Source organism: Zunongwangia atlantica 22II14-10F7 (assembly GCF_002094855.1).
Lineage (GTDB): Bacteria > Bacteroidota > Bacteroidia > Flavobacteriales > Flavobacteriaceae > Zunongwangia > Zunongwangia atlantica.
Map to the genome: position 1 here is coordinate 125,870 of NZ_ARYN01000002.1, position 18,608 is coordinate 144,477.

18 protein-coding genes are annotated in these 18,608 nt (G+C 35.4%); 11 read left to right on the forward strand and 7 right to left on the reverse strand.

Annotated features, from left to right (window positions below; genetic code table 11):
* The first annotated feature begins 39 nt into the window (after positions 1 to 39).
* Positions 40 to 735 carry a CPBP family glutamic-type intramembrane protease gene (locus IIF7_RS02840; RefSeq protein ID WP_245801493.1) on the forward strand — a complete coding sequence of 232 codons (696 nt, stop codon included), beginning with the start codon at positions 40 to 42 and terminating at the stop codon, positions 733 to 735.
* A gap of 19 nt (positions 736 to 754) precedes the next feature.
* On the opposite strand, the gene IIF7_RS02845 is transcribed toward IIF7_RS02840, so the two are convergent.
* Positions 755 to 1,207 (reverse strand): 3-methyl-2-oxobutanoate hydroxymethyltransferase, encoded by a 453-nt coding sequence (locus IIF7_RS02845; protein WP_084840167.1) that lies wholly within the window; start codon positions 1,205 to 1,207, stop codon positions 755 to 757.
* A gap of 84 nt (positions 1,208 to 1,291) precedes the next feature.
* Here IIF7_RS02845 and IIF7_RS02850 point away from each other — a divergent pair, with 84 nt between their 5' ends.
* From IIF7_RS02850 to IIF7_RS02875, 6 genes are all read left to right on the forward strand, one after another.
* The gene (locus IIF7_RS02850; protein ID WP_084840168.1) at positions 1,292 to 2,428 is read left to right on the forward strand and encodes a glycoside hydrolase family 18 protein; all 1,137 of its coding nucleotides are present in this window, start codon (positions 1,292 to 1,294) and stop codon (positions 2,426 to 2,428) included.
* A gap of 351 nt (positions 2,429 to 2,779) precedes the next feature.
* Positions 2,780 to 3,598 carry a 3-methyl-2-oxobutanoate hydroxymethyltransferase gene (panB, locus tag IIF7_RS02855; RefSeq protein WP_084840169.1) on the forward strand — a complete coding sequence of 273 codons (819 nt, stop codon included), beginning with the start codon at positions 2,780 to 2,782 and terminating at the stop codon, positions 3,596 to 3,598.
* Between the two features lie 28 nt (positions 3,599 to 3,626).
* A complete protein-coding gene (locus tag IIF7_RS02860) occupies positions 3,627 to 4,130 on the forward strand; it encodes a cupin domain-containing protein (RefSeq protein ID WP_084840170.1) in 504 nt (167 codons plus the stop codon).
* A 5-nt stretch (positions 4,131 to 4,135) separates the two neighbouring features.
* Positions 4,136 to 4,633: an ASCH domain-containing protein gene (locus tag IIF7_RS02865; RefSeq protein ID WP_084840171.1), complete on the forward strand. Its 498-nt coding sequence runs from the start codon at positions 4,136 to 4,138 to the stop codon at positions 4,631 to 4,633.
* Positions 4,633 to 5,334: an RluA family pseudouridine synthase gene (locus IIF7_RS02870; protein ID WP_084840172.1), complete on the forward strand. Its 702-nt coding sequence runs from the start codon at positions 4,633 to 4,635 to the stop codon at positions 5,332 to 5,334. The genes IIF7_RS02865 and IIF7_RS02870 overlap by 1 nt, the downstream gene beginning before the upstream one ends.
* Before the next feature lie 482 nt (positions 5,335 to 5,816).
* On the forward strand, positions 5,817 to 7,619 hold the full coding sequence (locus IIF7_RS02875; RefSeq protein WP_084840331.1) for a glycoside hydrolase family 15 protein: 1,803 nt from the start codon (positions 5,817 to 5,819) through the stop codon (positions 7,617 to 7,619).
* Between the two features lie 17 nt (positions 7,620 to 7,636).
* On the opposite strand, the gene IIF7_RS02880 is transcribed toward IIF7_RS02875, so the two are convergent.
* Positions 7,637 to 8,503, reverse strand: coding sequence for a DMT family transporter (locus IIF7_RS02880; RefSeq protein WP_084840173.1), 867 nt, complete (start codon positions 8,501 to 8,503; stop codon positions 7,637 to 7,639).
* Between the two features lie 11 nt (positions 8,504 to 8,514).
* Complete coding sequence (locus IIF7_RS02885) at positions 8,515 to 10,059, reverse strand: hypothetical protein (RefSeq protein ID WP_084840174.1); 1,545 nt, start codon at positions 10,057 to 10,059, stop codon at positions 8,515 to 8,517.
* A gap of 147 nt (positions 10,060 to 10,206) precedes the next feature.
* Between IIF7_RS02885 and IIF7_RS02890 the strand changes: the two genes are divergently transcribed.
* From IIF7_RS02890 to leuB, 4 genes are all read left to right on the forward strand, one after another.
* Positions 10,207 to 11,379 (forward strand): 2-isopropylmalate synthase, encoded by a 1,173-nt coding sequence (locus IIF7_RS02890; protein WP_084840175.1) that lies wholly within the window; start codon positions 10,207 to 10,209, stop codon positions 11,377 to 11,379.
* Between the two features lie 73 nt (positions 11,380 to 11,452).
* Positions 11,453 to 12,835, forward strand: a complete 1,383-nt coding sequence (leuC, locus tag IIF7_RS02895; protein ID WP_084840176.1) for a 3-isopropylmalate dehydratase large subunit — start codon at positions 11,453 to 11,455, stop codon at positions 12,833 to 12,835.
* The gene (leuD, locus tag IIF7_RS02900; protein WP_084840177.1) at positions 12,835 to 13,446 is read left to right on the forward strand and encodes a 3-isopropylmalate dehydratase small subunit; all 612 of its coding nucleotides are present in this window, start codon (positions 12,835 to 12,837) and stop codon (positions 13,444 to 13,446) included. Before leuC ends, leuD begins: the two co-directional genes overlap by 1 nt.
* Before the next feature lie 33 nt (positions 13,447 to 13,479).
* A complete protein-coding gene (leuB, locus tag IIF7_RS02905) occupies positions 13,480 to 14,592 on the forward strand; it encodes a 3-isopropylmalate dehydrogenase (protein WP_084840178.1) in 1,113 nt (370 codons plus the stop codon).
* A 66-nt stretch (positions 14,593 to 14,658) separates the two neighbouring features.
* On the opposite strand, the gene IIF7_RS02910 is transcribed toward leuB, so the two are convergent.
* From IIF7_RS02910 to argB, 4 genes are all read right to left on the reverse strand, one after another.
* Positions 14,659 to 15,210: a GNAT family N-acetyltransferase gene (locus IIF7_RS02910; RefSeq protein ID WP_217806673.1), complete on the reverse strand. Its 552-nt coding sequence runs from the start codon at positions 15,208 to 15,210 to the stop codon at positions 14,659 to 14,661.
* A gap of 2 nt (positions 15,211 to 15,212) precedes the next feature.
* Complete coding sequence (gene argH, locus IIF7_RS02915; protein ID WP_084840179.1) at positions 15,213 to 16,487, reverse strand: argininosuccinate lyase; 1,275 nt, start codon at positions 16,485 to 16,487, stop codon at positions 15,213 to 15,215.
* Positions 16,488 to 16,641: 154 nt separating this feature from the next.
* A complete protein-coding gene (locus IIF7_RS02920; RefSeq protein WP_084840180.1) occupies positions 16,642 to 17,709 on the reverse strand; it encodes a M20 family metallo-hydrolase in 1,068 nt (355 codons plus the stop codon).
* On the reverse strand, positions 17,709 to 18,482 hold the full coding sequence (argB, locus tag IIF7_RS02925; RefSeq protein ID WP_084840181.1) for an acetylglutamate kinase: 774 nt from the start codon (positions 18,480 to 18,482) through the stop codon (positions 17,709 to 17,711). The genes IIF7_RS02920 and argB overlap by 1 nt, the downstream gene beginning before the upstream one ends.
* Between the last annotated feature and the right edge of the window lie 126 nt (positions 18,483 to 18,608).

Sequence of the window (18,608 nt, forward strand, 5' to 3'; positions counted from 1 at the left end):
AAAGTCATTTCGATTATCGAGTAAATACACCAAAAAGCATTGTATACATTAAGCCTAGCTTCTAAAATAAAGAATCTCTTCCGCCATTACTTTCTTACCATTGGGAGCTACTTTTTGTTCTTTATGGGAATGGGCGTTTTAAACAATCTTTTTCCTCAATTAGATTTCGATCGCTACCAGCAAACCGAAATCTACGAAATGATGACAGACAATCCTGTCGTATTTTTTATTCTGGCAGTAATCATCGCGCCAATTATGGAAGAATGTCTTTTTAGAAGTCTTATAAAACCTTCACAAAACGAAATTCTTGTTTTTATATGTTCCTGGATTTTATTTGTAAGCCTGGCATTTATTCCTCCTGAAGCAAATATCATCCTAAAATACAGCTTACTCCTACTTAGTGTTTTTATCATCTTTCTATTCTTAAAATCTGTGATTCCAGAAAATAAGATGAAAAAACTCCAATATCAGCTTCATAAATATCACCGGTTTATTTGGATAATTTCAGCAGTAATTTTTGGCTATGTGCATGTGTGGAATTACGTTTCTGGATTCGAATTTAATTTTATTCTTTTCATCCTTATTTTCCCAAGAATCATTGCCGGTTATTTCTTTGGTAGACTAAAAATTCAGAATAAAGAATTATACTGGCCTATGTTGCTCCATGCCATGAATAACGGCATTGTAGTTTTAATTTCCTCTAAAGCAGAGGAAATAACCGATATATTCCTGTGATTTCTAAACCCGATTTTGGTTAATTACACCCCTCTTTTCTACGCGTATCGATAATATAAATAATCTGCCATTTGCCATCGATTTTCACTAACTGAAAAGAATTTACGCCACAATGACTAAAATTATCTTTAAAATAGAATTTATAGGGCGTCCAGGCATTGGCCATATTCCCATCTATCGAGATTTGATAATCTAGTAATTCTTCCTTAAAACTAGCATCTTTTGGAATACTTACAATGCCTTTTAAAAACTTAGAAAACGAAGTTTTATGCACTAGCGTTTCACCTTGTTGATCCTCTCCTATCGATTGAATTATGACATTAGTTGAAACAAATTCTTTCATTGCAAGAGAGTCCTGAGCGTGAAAAGATTCAAAAAAAGAATCTATCGTATTTTTTACATTTTCAGCTTCAGACTGCGCATGTAAAGTGCTTATAGAAAATAGAAGAATGAAGTATAAAATTGATTTCATATAAAACAACGTTAAGATTGCCAAGCTTTACCAAACTTCGCATATATTTTTTCTAAATTTAGAACATTCTAGAACATCAGCCTAATGAAAACAACAAGGTATATCTTCGTTTTAATGATATATTTCTTTGGAAATCTTCTTGTTGCCCAGCAATCTAACAAGAAAGAATACAAACTTATTGGCTATGTTTTTGGCGATTTAATGGATAAAGCTGAAGCACCTGTAAATGCTGAAAAACTAACACATCTAAACTATGCTTTTGCTAAAATTGAAGAAGGAAAAATTAGCATTGCAGATGAAAATGATCCCAAGAGATTTAAAAAACTTAGATCTTTAAAGTCTAAAAATCCATCCTTAAAACTTCTAATTTCGGTTGGTGGATGGGCAAATGCTTCAAAATTCTCTAAAATAGCTGCAAGCGATAGTACCAGAGCACAATTTGCCCAGAGTACACTTCAATTTTTAAAGAAATATGAGTTAGATGGCATCGATTTAGACTGGGAATCTCCTAAAAACAATGGTGCTAGCACCTTTTTACCTCAAGACAAGGAAAATTTCACATTACTATTAGCTGAAATTCGACAAAAATTAGACTCATTTTCAGCAAAAACCAATCATAGCTATTTATTATCGGTCGCTACCGCTTCAAACTCAGAGTATCTACAAAACATCGAAATCTCGAAAATAGCTAAAAATGTAGATTTCATTAATATTATGTGCTACGATTATCACGGTGATTGGGATGCTTCAACATCGCATCATACCAATTTATTAACTTCAGCAGCTACTACTAAAAATCAAAATCAGAGTACACGTTTGGTTATTAAAAATTATATCGAAGCTGGTGTAGCTCCTTCAAAATTGATTATTGGAGTTCCTTTTTATGGTCGCGGATGGAGAAAAGTTAATCCTGAAAATAATGGTTTGTATCAACCGGCAAACGGACAGGCTTTTTCTTTAAATTATACTTCTTTAAAAGACAGTTTACGATCTGGAAAATACCATCGTTATTGGGATGAAGCAGCACAGGCTCCTTATTTATGGAATGATGTAGACCAGATTTTTATTACTTACGACGACCCGGTTTCTATCGAAAAGAAAATTGAATTTATTAAAACCGAAAATTTAGGCGGTGCCATGTTTTGGCAATATCATGGCGATGATGGTGAACTTTTGGAAAGTCTTTTTCTAAACCTAAAAAATGAAAATCACGAAAAATAAATTGAATTCCTGGAAATTTAATTTTCAAATTATTTGTTTTACAGCTATAATTTCATTTTTCTTAGCTTATAACACCTATATGCCTCCCAGCGCGAATCATGGAGCTATTATACCTTACATTTATCCATGGTTTTATTAATTATAGGATTTATTGTTTTCGCAATTAGCAAAGTAATTATTAGGCGTTTGAATTGGATCATTACATTAATCTCAATTATTTACGCACTATATGTTTCTTTGGATTTTTATTTCAATAATCCATTTTAAGGTTTCATATTCCCAAATTCTTGACAATATCTTAATTAGTCTCTCATTAAAACCCTATTTTTACGCATATAAAAATCTAGATTAATGTCTGTTGCTAAAAAAGAATATAAAAGAATTACAGTTAAGTCTTTAGTAGACATGAAAAAACGTGGAGAAAAAATCTCTATGTTAACGGCTTACGATTACTCTATGGCCAAAATTATGGATGGTGCAGGTATCGATGCCATACTTGTTGGCGACTCGGCCAGTAATGTGATGGCAGGTTACGAAACTACTTTGCCTATGACTTTAGATCACATGATCTATCATGCAACAAGTGTAGTAAACGCAATTAGCCGTTCTTTGGTTGTGGTAGATCTTCCGTTTGGAACCTATCAAAGTGATCCAAAAGAAGCACTACGATCTTCTATAAGAATTATGAAAGAAAGTGGAGCGCATGCCATAAAGCTTGAAGGTGGTAAAGAAATTAAAGAGTCTATAAAACGTATCCTAAACGCTGGGATTCCTGTAATGGGACATTTAGGCTTAACCCCTCAATCTATTTATAAATTTGGGACGTATACCGTTCGTGCAAAAGATGATGAAGAAGCTGAAAAGCTAAAATCTGATGCAAAACTTTTAGAAAAACTAGGATGTTTTGCGGTTGTTTTAGAAAAAGTTCCTGCCAAATTAGCTAAAGAAGTTGCTGAAAGTATCAGTATTCCTGTAATCGGAATTGGTGCTGGTAACGGTTGTGACGGCCAAGTATTGGTGGTTCACGATATGTTGGGAATGACCAAAGAGTTCAATCCAAGATTTTTACGTAGATATTTGGATCTTTATAGCGAAATGACGGGCGCATTTCAGCGTTATGCTGAAGATGTGAAAAGTGGTGATTTCCCTTCTGAAGAAGAGCAATATTAAAACTCTTTACTGAAAAGGTTTCTACTAAATGAATACTGCGGAAAAAATAATCGATCGCTTAAACTTACAGGCTCACCCAGAAGGTGGATTTTTTAAGGAAGTTTATCGAAGCCCCGATCTTATTGAAGCTGATGCTTTGCCTGAAGCTTTTAAAACCGAAAGAAATTATTCGACCAGTATTTACTTTCTGCTGACTTCAGAGAATTTTTCAGCCTTTCATAAAATAAATCAGGAAGAGGTTTGGCATTTTTACGATGGCTCACCTCTTCTTTTATATACCATTTCGCCTTCTGGAGAACTTTCAGAAATAAAAATTGGAAGAGATCTTGAAAATGGAGAAGTTCCGCAATATGTAGTTCCTAGAAATTATTGGTTTGCAGCGAAAGTTATTCAGCCAAATCATTTTTCGTTTGTGGGTTGCACTGTGGCTCCAGGTTTCGATTTTGAAGATTTTACACTTGCTAATCGAGATTCGCTCACGCAAAAATTTCCGCAGCATAAAAAGTTGATTAGCGATTTTACCCGAGAATAATTCTGATGAAAACAGAACATGAAAATCGGGTTGCTAAGAATTATGTTTCGGTTGAAAAAATGTGGGGTAATTTTATTGAAAATCAGCCTCATTTTCAGCAAAAAGGAATTCCGGAGTCGTTCTATTTCTGCGATAACCTAAAAGACGCTAATGAATGTGCAGATCTGGTTCTTGAAGGAACAAAAAAAGCAACAGCGTCTTCTCTAAAATGGTTTAAAAGCAATAATATTGAGTTTAGTAAACCAGGTGATCTTTTTATCGTTACCAATTGGGACGGAGTTGCAAAAGCCGTGATCCAGATCGAAAAAATTGAATTTACACCCTCCAATAAAATTACACCTGAATTTGCCCAAATTGAAGGTGAAGGAGATAAATCTTTAGCGTATTGGAAAAAGGTACATAAAGCGTATTATTGCAGAGAACAAAATATTCCCGAAATTGAATTTGATGAAAATATGGTGATCGTTTGTGAATATTTTAAATGTATTTATCCTAAAAAATAATGGCGACAGATAAGTTACTTTCTAACAAAGATAATTTACAGGTTTTACACGAAGACAATCACGTGATCATCGTGAATAAACGTGTGGGTGATATCGTACAGGGTGATAAAACCGGCGACAAGCCACTTAGTGAGGTGGTAAAATCGTACATAAAAGAAAAATATAACAAACCAGGGAATGTATATCTTGGTGTGGTGCATCGTTTGGATCGGCCAACAAGCGGAATTGTTCTATTTTCTAAAACTTCTAAAGCGCTACCAAGACTCAATAAGTTATTCCAGCAAAAAGATGCTAAAAAAACCTATTGGGCGGTGGTAAAAAATCGGCCACCAAAAGATAAGGATGTCTTAGTGCATTACTTAAAACGCAATCCAAAACAAAATAAATCTTTCGCTCATAAAAATGAAGTTCCAGATAGTAAAAAAGCGATCTTAGAATATCGAATTTTGAAGGAATTGAACAATTATTTTTTATTGGAAATCGACCTACAAACCGGGAGACATCACCAGATTCGCAGTCAGCTTTCGGCGATTGGATGTCCTATAAAAGGTGATCTAAAATACGGATTTGATCGTAGTAATAAAGATGCCGGGATTCATTTACATGCTCGTAAATTAGAATTTATCCATCCTGTAAAAAATGAACCTGTAAAAGTAATTGCTGAAGTCCCAGATGAGCCGCTTTGGAAGGCTTGTGTTTAGTTTTTTAGTTTTCAGTTGACAGTTGACGGTTTACAGTTATTAGCTTTCAGCGGTCAGCATTAAGCATTTTAAAAAGCATCTCAAAAATCAACAATCTTAACCTATAGTTTAGAGAATAATTTTCGAATTAGCACATCAACAAATCTTCAAATTGATTTTTTCAGCTTTCAGTAGTCAGCCTTCAACATTAAAAAAACATCTCCAAAATCAACGATCTTAACCTATAGCTTAGAGAATAATTTTCGAATTAGCACATCGGCATATTTTCAAATTGAATCTCTGGTCACTTCTCTATTTTTTATCTTCTAAATAAACCGCAGCAATAACAAGGATTCAACACTTCTTAAGACTTTCCTTCTTTTCAAAAACTTGTTTTAAAATTTCGATTTTCGATATTAAATCTTTCACAAAGGCATTATTAAGATTTTCAAATCATCCTTTCTTGAAGTAATTTGGATAAAAAATTACTATCCGAAGATTTCATGCAGAAAAGAAAATTTACCAAGATTAATAATTACGGATTTATTGGGAACTTACAAACCACAGCACTTGTTTCGTTACAGGGAGACATCGATTTCATGTGTTTCCCAAATTTTGATTCGCCCACTGTTTTTGCCACTATTTTAGATGAAGATAAAGGTGGTTGTTTTGCCATAGAACCACTTATCGAAAACCTGGAATACAAACAATTTTATCTTACCAATACCGCCACGTTAATTACACGATTTTCGTCTAAGGATGGTATGGGTGAGATTTGTGATACAATGGTGGTCGATGAAAAAGATCATAAATTTAAACTCTTAAGAAAGGTCACAACAACTTATGGTGATATTTCTTACCGGGTAAAATGCAACCCACGATTTAATCACGCCGAAACCAGGCATAAGGCCACACAAAAAGGCAAAGAAATTTGTTTTTCTACGGGAGACAATAATTTTTTATGCCTAAATAGTTGCCAGGATCTATACATCTCGATGGACGATGGTTTTTCTGAATTTTCTTTAGCTGAAAGAGAATCGGCTTACTTTATCTTAACCGATTTCCATTTATCTGAAGAGCAACAGCAAAATATGCCATCTTTTGGTGAAAGTTATCTTGAAGAAAGTAACGAATATTGGCGAAAATGGGTTAGCCAATCTACTTATAAAGGTCGCTGGGTAGAAACTGTTTTAAGATCTGCGATTACTCTAAAATTGCTGACTTCTCATAAAGAAGGAAGCCTTATCGCTGCACCAACATTTGGATTACCAGAGAAGATTGGTGGCGAAAGAAATTGGGATTACCGCTATACCTGGATTCGCGATGCTGCATTTGCTATGTATGCCTTTTTAAAACTCGGTTTTAAAGAAGAAGCGACTTCATTTTTTAAATGGGTAGAGAAATATTGCTTTAAAGATAAAATGGAGTTGGTATATACTTACGATGGTAAAACTCCGCCAGACGAAACAACTTTAGAACATTTTAATGGCTATAAAAACAGCAAACCGGTAAGAATTGGGAATGAAGCAAAAAATCAAACTCAATTAGATATTTATGGCGAGCTTATCGATGCTGTATATGTTTATTATTTGCACGATGGCCCAATAAAAGAAGATTTCTGGAAAAACATTAAGCATCATATAGAATATGTATGTGAGCACTGGAAAGATAAGGATCGCGGAATTTGGGAAATTAGAGGAGATAAAAAAGAGTTTCTACATTCCAGATTAACCTGTTGGGTGGCTGTAGATCGCGGAATTAAACTTGCTGAAGGTAATGATCTTGATTTTCCAAAAGAAAAATGGGAGAAAGTAAGACAGCAAATAAAAGATAGCATTTACGCCGATTTTTGGAATGAAGAGAAACAAGCATTTGTTCAGCATAAAGGATCAGATGAAATTGATGCTTCGGTACTGCTTATGCCAATTCTTCATTTTATCGATAAATATCACGAGAAGTGGGAAAAAACTATGAAAGCCGTAGAGCGAGAATTAAAATATGATGTTTTGGTGTATCGCTATCGCGCTGCAGAAACCGACACAGATGGTTTAGAAGGTGAAGAAGGGACATTTACCATGTGCTCTTTTTGGTATATTGAATGCCTTGCGCTGGGCGATCGTTTGGAAGAAGCAGCTGAAAATTTTTCACGGATTTTAGGCTACGGAAATTCGCTTAGATTATTTAGTGAACAGATAAGCAAAAGTGGTGAACAGGTTGGGAATTTTCCGCAGGCTCTAACTCATCTTGCACTTATCAATGCCTGCTTAGAATTGAATAAAAAAATGGATCGAAAAAATAATAGCTAAGATTGTATAATTTCAGCTTACTTTTTAAAACTTCTAAAAATTTCAGTAAAAACAGCGGTCGCGATTAATAGTCCGCCAATCACAGTATTTATCGACGGAATTTCATTCAGAATAAAATAACCGAGTAAAATTCCGTAGATAGGCTGTGCGCTACTAATAATACTTGCTGTTGTTGCTGAAAAATATTTAAAACTGCTCACTAAAAGCGTATGCCCAACAGATGTTGTTAATAATCCCAAGACTAAAACTGGCGCTAACTGCGACGGAATGACCGATAGATCGAAAAAGAACAAAACCGGAGTCAAAAGTGTGCTTACCACAAACATTTGATACAGCATTAAGACCGATCCATTGTATTTTGAAGCTTGCTGTTTCATTAAAATATTCCGAAGTGAATATAAAAAAGCCGATCCTACACCAAAACATACTGCTATAGTTTGTTGATTATCCAAACTGAATTCTGGTACCAAAAAATAGACTCCAAATAACACCAAAATCCCTAAAAACAGATGTATTTTATTAAAACCTGTTTTTCGAATAAGTGGTTCTAGAAATGTTGTAATTACCGGATAGGTATAAATGGAAAGCATCCCAATGGCTACACTAGATAATTTTAAAGATTGAAAGTATGTGAGCCAATGTGCGCACATCAAAATTCCCGCAAAAAGAACTTTTAAAAGATCCTTTTTGTTAGAAAAATTCAGTTTAAAACCTTTAATCTTACAAAAAATTAGTAGCGCCCAAATTGCAATAAACGATCGTAAAAAAATGATAAGAAAAGGGCTTAATTCGATATATCTTCCTAGAGTTCCAGACGTGCTAATAATTATAACCGCCAGGTTTAATTGTAAGATATGTTTTAAATCGGCTCTTTCTTCAACCAAATTATAACTTTTTAGCGTGCATAATCATTTACTTTTTCTTTGATCACATCTGCAACCGGGCGATTATCGATTTTACTTTCTAACCACGAAATAATATCTAAATATAAAAATGCCCTACGCTCAAAAGGATGATCTTCGTATTGTTTAAGGGTTGCATGCAGTTTTCTAAACTCGTCTTTAATATCAAGCGGACTAACATCTGGAAGATTCCTTAAAAATTTGATCATTTCTTTTTGAACCTCGTGCAGATCGTTCATCCTGATCAGGAATTTATAGGTTGACTTAATAAGTCGTTCTAAATGATAATCCATTCCCGCTTCGTAATGCGCCACCAGGCTAAGAATACGTGAAAAACACATTAAATCTTCACGCATTTCCAAAGATTTATTCTGAATGATTTTCCCTAAATATTCGATACATTTTTTATTATTTCCGTCCCCAAAATATAGCGATGCTATTTTATAATAAAACACCATAATATGATGCTCGTCGATTTTCCCTTTAAAACGCTTAATTTTTTGATCGATTTTTTCAACTAAAGTTTCGCCACCGTGAAACTCGCCTTTCATAAACCTAAGATTAAGCTTATTTTCATATAAATATAAAAAGGAAAGTGAGGCGATATTATCGTCATCTGGAATCTTTGGATTCTTAAGCGTATCCTCAAATCGATGTAAAACCTTCTCGAACGTAGTGGTATGGTTTAAATAGAATAAAGACTCCAGCAAATAATGATTCCCTTTTAAATAGAAAACCGGGTGTACCGGGATTAAATGCTGATTATCGTTAAAAAGATCGATCCATTTTGAAGAATACTTAAAGGCATTTAGGAAATTTTGAGTAATAAAACTATACCATAAATGCACCTGAAAAAGCCACAATTTCTCCTTAAATCCTAAATCTGCAAATTCGTATTCTGGTAAATGCGTTTCAAAATACTTATTAATTGTAGCCGCTTCTTCTTCTGTACGGGCATATCCCATTTTTAGGAAAATGCCGTATAATTGAAGTGACAAATTAGATAACTTACTGGAGATCTGATTAAGATTAGTAAGTTCTTCGGTTTGCTTTATTAATATTTCGGCTCTGTTTTCAATACTTCTGGTAATATATTGTGACTCTATAATCTTCTCGAGTTCTAAAATCTCGTAAGCAAGATTTTTTTCTTCGTAAGCCAAAGCGGTAGCTTTAGTTTTATCCAAAAGTTTTAAACTTTGTTTGTAAAGCCCTTTTCGGTATAAAATAATAGCGAAATCCAGCTGCTCACGTATTTGTATAGGAATACTTTGGTGCGCAGGATTCAGCCTTAAACTAATTAAGATTTGCTTATAAAGATGTGCTTTAATATTTGATAATTGCTGCTTGGTGATATTAGTGTTTTTTAGCACTAATTCTTCATCATACTTCTTTTGCTTACTTAAAATCTTAAACAGGTTAAGAAATTTACTATCTGAATTCACTCCAATTCTTCCAACATACAGCGAAAATTGTCTTTTTTCTGAAGGAGAAAGTGATTTAATTAAAGAAAATAGGTTATCCGTTAAATCGTTGGTCATTGTAACAAGATACTTTTTAAATAATTGAAAATCAGATACATTACAAAAATATAACTGATTTAATTATCGTAACACTTTAGTGCGTTCACTGCGCCAGCATTAGGCTTTATTATACTTTAGTTAAAGATAAAGCAAAAAAAAACTCTTATGAGCGCAGAAAAGGTAGAAATTTTTGACACAACTTTGAGAGACGGTGAGCAGGTTCCCGGATGTAAACTTAATACAGAACAAAAATTAAAAATTGCGGCAAGGCTGGACGAGTTGGGTGTAGATGTTATAGAAGCCGGATTTCCTGTATCTAGTCCCGGTGATTTTAACTCGGTTACCGAAATTTCAAAAATCGTAAAAAACGCTGCCGTTTGTGGACTCACCAGAGCTGTTAAGAAAGATATCGAAGTAGCTGCTGAAGCTTTAAAATATGCAAAAAAACCTCGTATCCATACAGGAATAGGAACTTCAGATTCTCATATAAAATATAAATTTAATGCTACGCCAGATCAAATTATAGAGCGTGCGGTAGAGGCTGTTGCTTATGCCAAAAATTTTGCAGATGATATTGAATTTTATGCTGAGGATGCCGGTAGAACCGATAATGCTTTTTTAGCACAGGTTTGCCAGGAGGTCGTCAATGCAGGGGCTACAGTTTTAAACATTCCAGACACTACAGGATATTGCCTTCCTGAAGAATATGGTAAAAAGATAAAATATTTAAAAGATCATGTTGTAGGCATCGATAATGTTACCATTTCTTGCCACTGCCATAATGATCTTGGTTTAGCTACGGCAAACGCTATTGCGGGTGTAGCTAACGGAGCTCGTCAAATCGAATGTACTATTAACGGTATTGGTGAGCGCGCAGGTAATACCGCTTTAGAAGAAGTAGTAATGATTCTTCGCCAACATCCAACTTTAAATCTTAATACAGATATCAACCCAAAATTACTATTTGAATTAAGTAAAATGGTATCTAGAGAAATGGGAATGTTTGTACAACCAAATAAAGCGATTGTTGGTGCAAATGCTTTTGCTCACAGTTCTGGTATTCATCAGGATGGAGTAATTAAAAATCGTGAGACTTACGAGATCATCGATCCTGCAGATGTAGGGGTAACAGAATCTGCAATTATATTAACAGCTCGTAGTGGTCGTGCGGCTTTAGCTTATAAGGCTAAAAAAGTAGGCTATAATCTTACAAAATTAGAATTGGATACTGTTTATGCTGAATTTCTTAATTATGCAGATATGAAGAAAGAAGTGCTAGATAACGATATTCACGAGATCATGGAGATCTCTAAAAAGAAAATGAAAGCAATCGCTTAACGATATAATTTTAGGTTTCGTTTTGAAGCTTATATTAACACAGCCCTTGCGCTGTGTTTTAAAATTTAAATAAATGAAAAAGACCCTTTTCGATAAAATTTGGGATGCCCATGTGGTAGAGTCTATTCCGGATGGTCCGGATATTTTATATATCGATCAACACTTAATTCACGAGGTTACTAGTCCGCAGGCTTTTAACGAACTAAAAGAGCGTGAAATTCCTGTTTTTAGACCAAATAAAATCGTTGCGACTGCAGATCACAACACACCTACAGAAAATCAGCATTTACCGGTTAAAGATTTATTGTCTAGAAAACAATTAAAAGAATTATCGCAAAATTGCGAAGAAAATAATATTACGCTTTACGGTTTGGGACATCCTTATAACGGGATTGTTCACGTAATGGCTCCAGAACTTGGTATTACGCAACCAGGGAAAACCATGGTTTGCGGTGATAGCCATACTTCTACGCATGGTGCTTTTGGTGCCATTGCCTTTGGTATTGGTACCAGCCAGGTAACTCAGGTTTTCGCTTCTCAATGTTTATTGGTAGAAAAACCAAAAAGATTACGCGTAAATGTAAATGGTGAACTTAAGAAAGGAGTAACTCCAAAAGATGTTATTCTTTATGTTATTAGTAAACTGGGAACCAATTCGGGTACTGGTTATTTTTGTGAATATGCCGGAGATGTTTTTGAAAACATGTCTATGGAAGGCCGTATGACGGTTTGTAATATGAGTATCGAAATGGGAGCTCGTGGCGGACTTATAGCGCCAGATCAAACCACTTACGATTATGTTGAAGGACGAGAATTTGCTCCAAAAGGAGAAGAATTCGATAAACTGAAAGCCTATTGGGAAACTTTAAGAACCGATGATGGTGCCGAGTTTGATCAGGAATATTCTTTTGATGCTGAAGATATCGAACCAATGATCACCTACGGAACCAATCCTGGAATGGGAATCAAGATTACTGGAGCAATTCCTGTTGAAGGTGGTAAAAGTGACGCGAAAGCTTTAAGTTATATGGGCTTTAAACCAGGTGAAAGTTTAATTGATAAACCTATTAATTATATATTTATTGGTAGTTGTACCAATAGCCGTATCGAAGATTTCAGAATGGCTGCCAGTTATATAAAAGGGAAGAAAAAAGCAGAAAATGTAAATGCTTTAATCGTTCCTGGAAGTAGACAGGTTGCTGCTCAAATTCAGGAAGAAGGCCTAGATAAAGTTTTTGAAGAAGCTGGGTTTAGATTAAGACAACCGGGTTGTTCCGCTTGTTTAGCAATGAACGATGATAAAATTCCGGAAGGAGAATATTGTGTTTCTACCAGTAACCGTAATTTTGAAGGAAGACAGGGACAAGGTTCAAGAACGATCTTGGCCAGCCCGCTAACCGCAGCAGCAACAGCCGTAGCCGGAAAAATAACCGACTTTACAAAAAGTTTGAATTAATGGAAAAATTCACCACATTACAAGATACAGCCGTCCCATTAGAGGTCGAAAATATAGATACAGATCAAATTATTCCTGCACGTTTCCTTAAGGCAACCGATAAAGCAGGGTTTGGAGAAAATCTTTTTAAAGACTGGCGCTTTGATAAAGAAGGAAAACCGGTAGAGGATTTTACTTTAAATCAGGATCAATATTCAGGTTCAATTTTAATTGCAGGAAACAACTTTGGTTGTGGTTCTAGTAGAGAACATGCAGCATGGGCTTTAAAAGCTTATGGATTTAAAGTAGTTGTTTCCAGTTACTTTGCAGATATTTTTAAAGGAAATGCTTTAAATAATGGTTTATTGCCTGTTCAGGTTTCTCCTGAATTTTTAGATGAACTTTTTCTGGCAATCAAAAAAGATAACAAAGAAAGCTTTAAAGTTGATCTTGAAAACCAGAAGATAGAAATGTTAAGCAGTGGTAAATCTGAAAATTTTGCCATCGATCCTTATAAAAAGACCTGTTTAATTAATGGTTTTGACGATATCGACTTTTTAGTGAGTAAATTAGATGCCATTAAGAAATTTGAAGAGAAACAAACGCAAATGCGTGAAGCTGCGATTCAGTAAACCTGAATCTAAAACTTTTAGAGAAGAAATATTATGAAATTAAAAATAGCCGTATTAGCCGGAGACGGAATTGGTCCAGAAATCACTCAGCAATCTATAAAAGTACTTAAAGCTATCGCAGATCGTTTTGATCACGAATTCGAATTCGAAGATGCTATCGTAGGTGCTGCTGCTATAGATCTTTTAGATAATCCGCTTCCAGAAGCTACTTTAGATCTTTGTAAAAAATCTGATGCTGTTTTATTTGGTGCAATTGGGCATCCTAAATATGACAACAATCCAGATGCAAAAGTAAGACCAGAACAAGGGCTTCTAAAACTTAGAAAAGAACTTGGTCTTTTTGCAAATATTCGCCCGGTAACTACTTATGCGAAATTGATCGACCAGTCGCCACTTCGTCCTGAAAGAATTCAGGGTGCAGATCTAACGATCTTTAGAGAACTTACTGGCGGAATTTATTTTGGTGAAAAAAGCACAAGCGAAGACGGACAAAGTGCTACAGATATTTGTACCTACTCTGTTGAAGAAATCGAAAGAATGGCGCATTTGGCTTTTAAAGCAGCACAGCAACGTCGTAAGAAGCTAACTTTAGTTGATAAAGCCAATGTTTTAGAAACTTCCCGACTTTGGAGAAAAACGGTTAAGAAAATTGCTGAGGATTATCAGGATGTAGCATTAGATTTCTTATTCGTAGATAATGCTGCCATGCAAATGATCTTAAACCCTAAACAATTTGACGTAATTCTTACAGAAAATATGTTTGGTGATATTATTTCTGATGAAGCCAGTGTTATTGGTGGAAGTATCGGCTTATTAGCTTCAGCTTCGGTTGGTGGCGATAATGCGATGTTCGAGCCAATTCACGGTTCTTATCCACAAGCTACCGGTAAAGGAATTGCCAATCCTGTAGCATCGATTCTTTCCGCAGCAATGTTATTAGATCATTTTGGTCTTGTGGAAGAAGGTGATGTGATTAGAAAGGCAGTGGCTACAAGTATTAAATTGAATGTTTGTACTGAAGATATTAATAAAGATAATCCTTACAGCACTGAAAAAGTTGGAGATTTCCTTGAAGGATTAATTAGCGAATCTGAAAATAATATCAACGACGAAAACCTGAATTTTGGTCAAATGACCATTATTTAATTAGAACTTTAATCTTAATTATATATTTAAAAAGGAGCTAAAATTATCGAATTTTAGCTCCTTTTTTTATGCAAAATATTCACTTTTTAAAACACTAAAATAAATCGTGTCGCGACGGCGATTGTTCGTCATAAGTGTATGACTTCGCAAAATACCTTCTTCTGTAAAACCAGATTTCAGTAAAGACTTTCTGGCCGCTTTGTTCAAGACATCTGTTTTTGCTTCTACCCGCTCTAACTCTAAAACTTCAAAACAATAGTTCAGCAATAATTCTTTTGCCTGAGTATTATATCCGTTTCCCTGAAAATCTTTCCCCAGCCAGGTCCAGCCAATTTCGATACGCTTATCCCTTTCAGAATAATTCCCAAAACTTGTAGAGCCTATAATTTTACCCGAAACTTTTTCAATAATCACAAAAGCCAATCGCTTCTTATTCTTCCGGTCTATTACTGCTGAATCGATCCAATTTCTCAAAACCTCAAGATTCGATAAATCTGAGGTGAAATAAAACCACGTGGCCGGATCCTGAGTCAGTTTTGAAATCTCATCAAAATCTTCAGATTCCATAGGTTTTAAAAGAATCTGTTCATCGGTTAACTGAAGGCTAAAATCGATCAATCTTAAAGCTTTTTCTTGGCTGCAATTTTATCTAAAGCCAAATTATCCTTGCTTCCTAAATGGCTGTGTTTTCTTCCTTCTCCCGGTTTATACGTACCGTTTTGCACCTGCCCTCCTATTTCCTTATAAGCATCCCTGAAACTCGCGCCATCGATCACCAAATCGTTAATACTATCTACCGTAAACAGGTATTTATATTTCTCGTCATTAAGATCTATATCTTTAACGATGATCTGCGAAATTGAATAGGAGAATATATCCAGGATCTCTTTTATTCCTTCTACTGAAGTTATACTGTTTTCTTTGATTAACTGATAATCTCTATGATAACCACTTGGCAGGTTATTAGTGATTAAAACCATTTCTGTTGAAATTGCCTGAAGTTTATTCGATTTCCCACGAATTAATTCAAAAACATCAGGGTTCTTTTTATGCGGCATGATCGAACTTCCGGTAGTTAATTCATCCGGAAAACTGATAAAACCAAAATTCTGACTCATATACAAGCAAATATCCATTGAAAAACGTGCCAATGTATTGGCTAATCCGGCAATTGCTGAAGTTACCGTACGCTCACATTTTCCCCGACTCATTTGTGCGGCAACCGAGTTGTATTTTAAGGTTTTAAAGCCCAATTCTTTTGTGGTAAATTCACGATCTATCGGGAAAGAAGAACCATAACCCGCAGCTGAACCCAACGGATTTTGATCGGCTACTTTTAGAGCAGCATCTAACTGAAAAAGATCATCGATAAGAATTTCAGCATAAGCAGAAAACCATAAACCAAAAGAAGAAGGCATGGCTACCTGCAAATGCGTATAACCGGGAAGTAATTTCTCTTTGTATTGCTCTGCAAGACCTAAAAGAATGTCTATTAACCCTTCCGTTTTTTGACGAATTTCGATTAGATTTTCCTTGAAATATAATTGCATTGCCACTAAAATCTGGTCGTTTCGAGATCTTGCTGTATGGATTTTCTTACCTGCATCGCCTAAAACTTTGGTCAGCTCAAATTCGATCTTAGAATGTACATCTTCAAACTCTTCTTCGATCACAAATTCGTCGTTTTCAACTTGTTTTTGAAGTTTTTCTAATTCGGTTAATAAAGCTGGCACTTCATCTTTCTCCAAAATACCGATCTCTCCAAGCATTTTAGCATGTGCTTTAGAAGCTGTTATATCATATTCAGCAAGATACATATCCAGTTCACGATCGTTACCAACCGTAAACTTTTCAATTTTTTTATCGATGCTTATTCCTTTATCCCAAAGTTTCATTTCGTAATTCTTTAAGTTTCCCCAATTAATAATATAATTGGATTTTAGTTGATGTCATCCTGAACCTGTCCGTCCGGCAGGCGGACTTGATTCAGGATCTCACACAATCAGGATGAGATGCCGGATCGAGTCCGGCATGACAAAAATAATATTATCATCTCAACGCCTTTTCTAAGAGGGCGATATATTTTTCTATTCCTTCTTCTACTTCATTCACGTAAATAAATTCGTCTGCAGAATGTGATCTTGTGCTATCTCCAGGCCCTAACTTTAACGAAGAACATTTTAGCATCGCCTGGTCAGACAATGTTGGAGAACCATAAGTTTTCATTCCCAAATCTAATCCTGCTTTCACCAAATCGTGATCTAACGGAATGTTAGACGAATTTAATCTTAGCGACCTTGGCTCGATACTATCTACCGGAGCATTATCCTGTAAAAAATCACTGATATCCTGATTAGAATAACAATCGTTCACACGAACATCGATCACCAAATCTACCTTGGCTGGAACTACATTATGTTGCGTCCCGGCATTGATCTGGGTTACGGTTAATTTCACTTCGCCTAATTGCTTAGAAACTTCAGGAAATTTAATGCCCTCAAACCATTTTAAAACCTCAGCAGTTTTATAGATCGCATTATCGTTATTGGGATGCGCTGCATGTGATGGCGTTCCTTTTACCACCGCGTCAAAAACCACCAAACCTTTTTCTGCAACGGCCAGATCCATCAGCGTTGGTTCCCCGACAATCGCCACATCTACTTTTGGCATGATAGGCAACATACAGGCAATTCCGTTTTTCCCGTTGGTTTCCTCTTCTGCAGTACCGGCAAAAATGATATTATAATTTAGATCTTCACGATCATAAAACCAGGTAAAAGTCGCCAATAATGAAACCAAACAACCACCAGCATCGTTACTCCCCAATCCAAATAATTTTCCATCGCGAATTTCAGCTTTAAAAGGATCGTTAGTATACGCAGCATTTGGTTTCACCGTATCGTGATGCGAGTTTAAAAGCAAAGTAGGTTTTGCTTCATCGAACACTTTATTGGTTGCCCAAACATTATTTAAATGTCTTTTATGCGGAATCTTATGCTGAACAAACCATTGCTCCAATAAATGTGCTGTTTGATCTTCTTCGCCAGAAAATGATTGCGTTTCTATTAGATTTTGAAGTAATTGAAGTGCTTCCTGCTGAAGTGCTTTAATTTCCATTACTGAATAATTTTTGTATGCGTTGTATTTTCTTTTAAAGATTGGTGATTTCCAAGATGAATTTTATGTACACCCTGATCTAAAGCCTCAAAACAATTTTGAAGTTTAGGTAGCATTCCATCGGTGATTACCTGTTTTTCTACCAGCGTTTTATACTGAAGAAAATCTATTTCTTTGATAACCGATTCGTCATCTGAAGCATCTGCAAGCACTCCCTGCTTTTCAAAACAATAATACAGCTCGGTTTCATAAGATTTGCTCATTGCACGAGCAATTTCAGAAGCAATCGAATCGGCATTTGTATTTAGCAGCACTCCATCTTTAGTACATGAAATTGCTGAAAAAACCGGTACTACTCCGTCATTTAGCAAAGCTCCGATAAAGTCGGCATTCACTTTTTCGATATCCCCTACAAAGCCATAATCGATGTTTTTAACCGGTCTTTTTACCGAAAGAATACTTTGTCCATCGGCGCCGCAAAGACCAATTGCATTGGTTTCCATCGATTGTAATTTCGCAACGATATTTTTATTTATCAATCCGCCATAAACCATAGTGATCACTTTTACCGTATCTTCATCTGTGATTCGGCGACCATCGACCATTTTGGTTTCATAACCTAATTTTTCTGAAATCTGAGTTGCCATATTTCCACCACCATGCACCAGAATTTTATGTCCTTCCAGGTTTTTAAAATCTTCTAGGAATTCATCGAATTTGGCGGAATCTTCAATCAATTTCCCTCCTATTTTTACAACTTTTAGTGGTTTCATTTATTTAGTAATTAGTAGTTAATGTTTGGCTTTCAGCTATTAGCTTTCAGCCCGACTTCTCGATACAATTTTATATTACGCTATCGCTTCAATAAAATCACTCGAAGTGACACTCATTTTCAAATC

What these genes read in the sequence shown, in the direction of transcription:
- IIF7_RS02845 (WP_084840167.1), bottom strand. Translation starts at nt 1,207, where the DNA reads ATGAAATCAATTTTATACTTCATTCTTCTATTTTCTATAAGCACTTTA.
- IIF7_RS02850 (WP_084840168.1), top strand. Translation starts at nt 1,292, where the DNA reads ATGAAAACAACAAGGTATATCTTCGTTTTAATGATATATTTCTTTGGA.
- panB (WP_084840169.1), top strand. Translation starts at nt 2,780, where the DNA reads ATGTCTGTTGCTAAAAAAGAATATAAAAGAATTACAGTTAAGTCTTTA.
- IIF7_RS02860 (WP_084840170.1), top strand. Translation starts at nt 3,627, where the DNA reads ATGAATACTGCGGAAAAAATAATCGATCGCTTAAACTTACAGGCTCAC.
- IIF7_RS02865 (WP_084840171.1), top strand. Translation starts at nt 4,136, where the DNA reads ATGAAAACAGAACATGAAAATCGGGTTGCTAAGAATTATGTTTCGGTT.
- IIF7_RS02870 (WP_084840172.1), top strand. Translation starts at nt 4,633, where the DNA reads ATGGCGACAGATAAGTTACTTTCTAACAAAGATAATTTACAGGTTTTA.
- IIF7_RS02875 (WP_084840331.1), top strand. Translation starts at nt 5,817, where the DNA reads ATGCAGAAAAGAAAATTTACCAAGATTAATAATTACGGATTTATTGGG.
- IIF7_RS02885 (WP_084840174.1), bottom strand. Translation starts at nt 10,059, where the DNA reads ATGACCAACGATTTAACGGATAACCTATTTTCTTTAATTAAATCACTT.
- IIF7_RS02890 (WP_084840175.1), top strand. Translation starts at nt 10,207, where the DNA reads ATGAGCGCAGAAAAGGTAGAAATTTTTGACACAACTTTGAGAGACGGT.
- leuC (WP_084840176.1), top strand. Translation starts at nt 11,453, where the DNA reads ATGAAAAAGACCCTTTTCGATAAAATTTGGGATGCCCATGTGGTAGAG.
- leuD (WP_084840177.1), top strand. Translation starts at nt 12,835, where the DNA reads ATGGAAAAATTCACCACATTACAAGATACAGCCGTCCCATTAGAGGTC.
- leuB (WP_084840178.1), top strand. Translation starts at nt 13,480, where the DNA reads ATGAAATTAAAAATAGCCGTATTAGCCGGAGACGGAATTGGTCCAGAA.
- argH (WP_084840179.1), bottom strand. Translation starts at nt 16,487, where the DNA reads ATGAAACTTTGGGATAAAGGAATAAGCATCGATAAAAAAATTGAAAAG.
- IIF7_RS02920 (WP_084840180.1), bottom strand. Translation starts at nt 17,709, where the DNA reads ATGGAAATTAAAGCACTTCAGCAGGAAGCACTTCAATTACTTCAAAAT.
- argB (WP_084840181.1), bottom strand. Translation starts at nt 18,482, where the DNA reads ATGAAACCACTAAAAGTTGTAAAAATAGGAGGGAAATTGATTGAAGAT.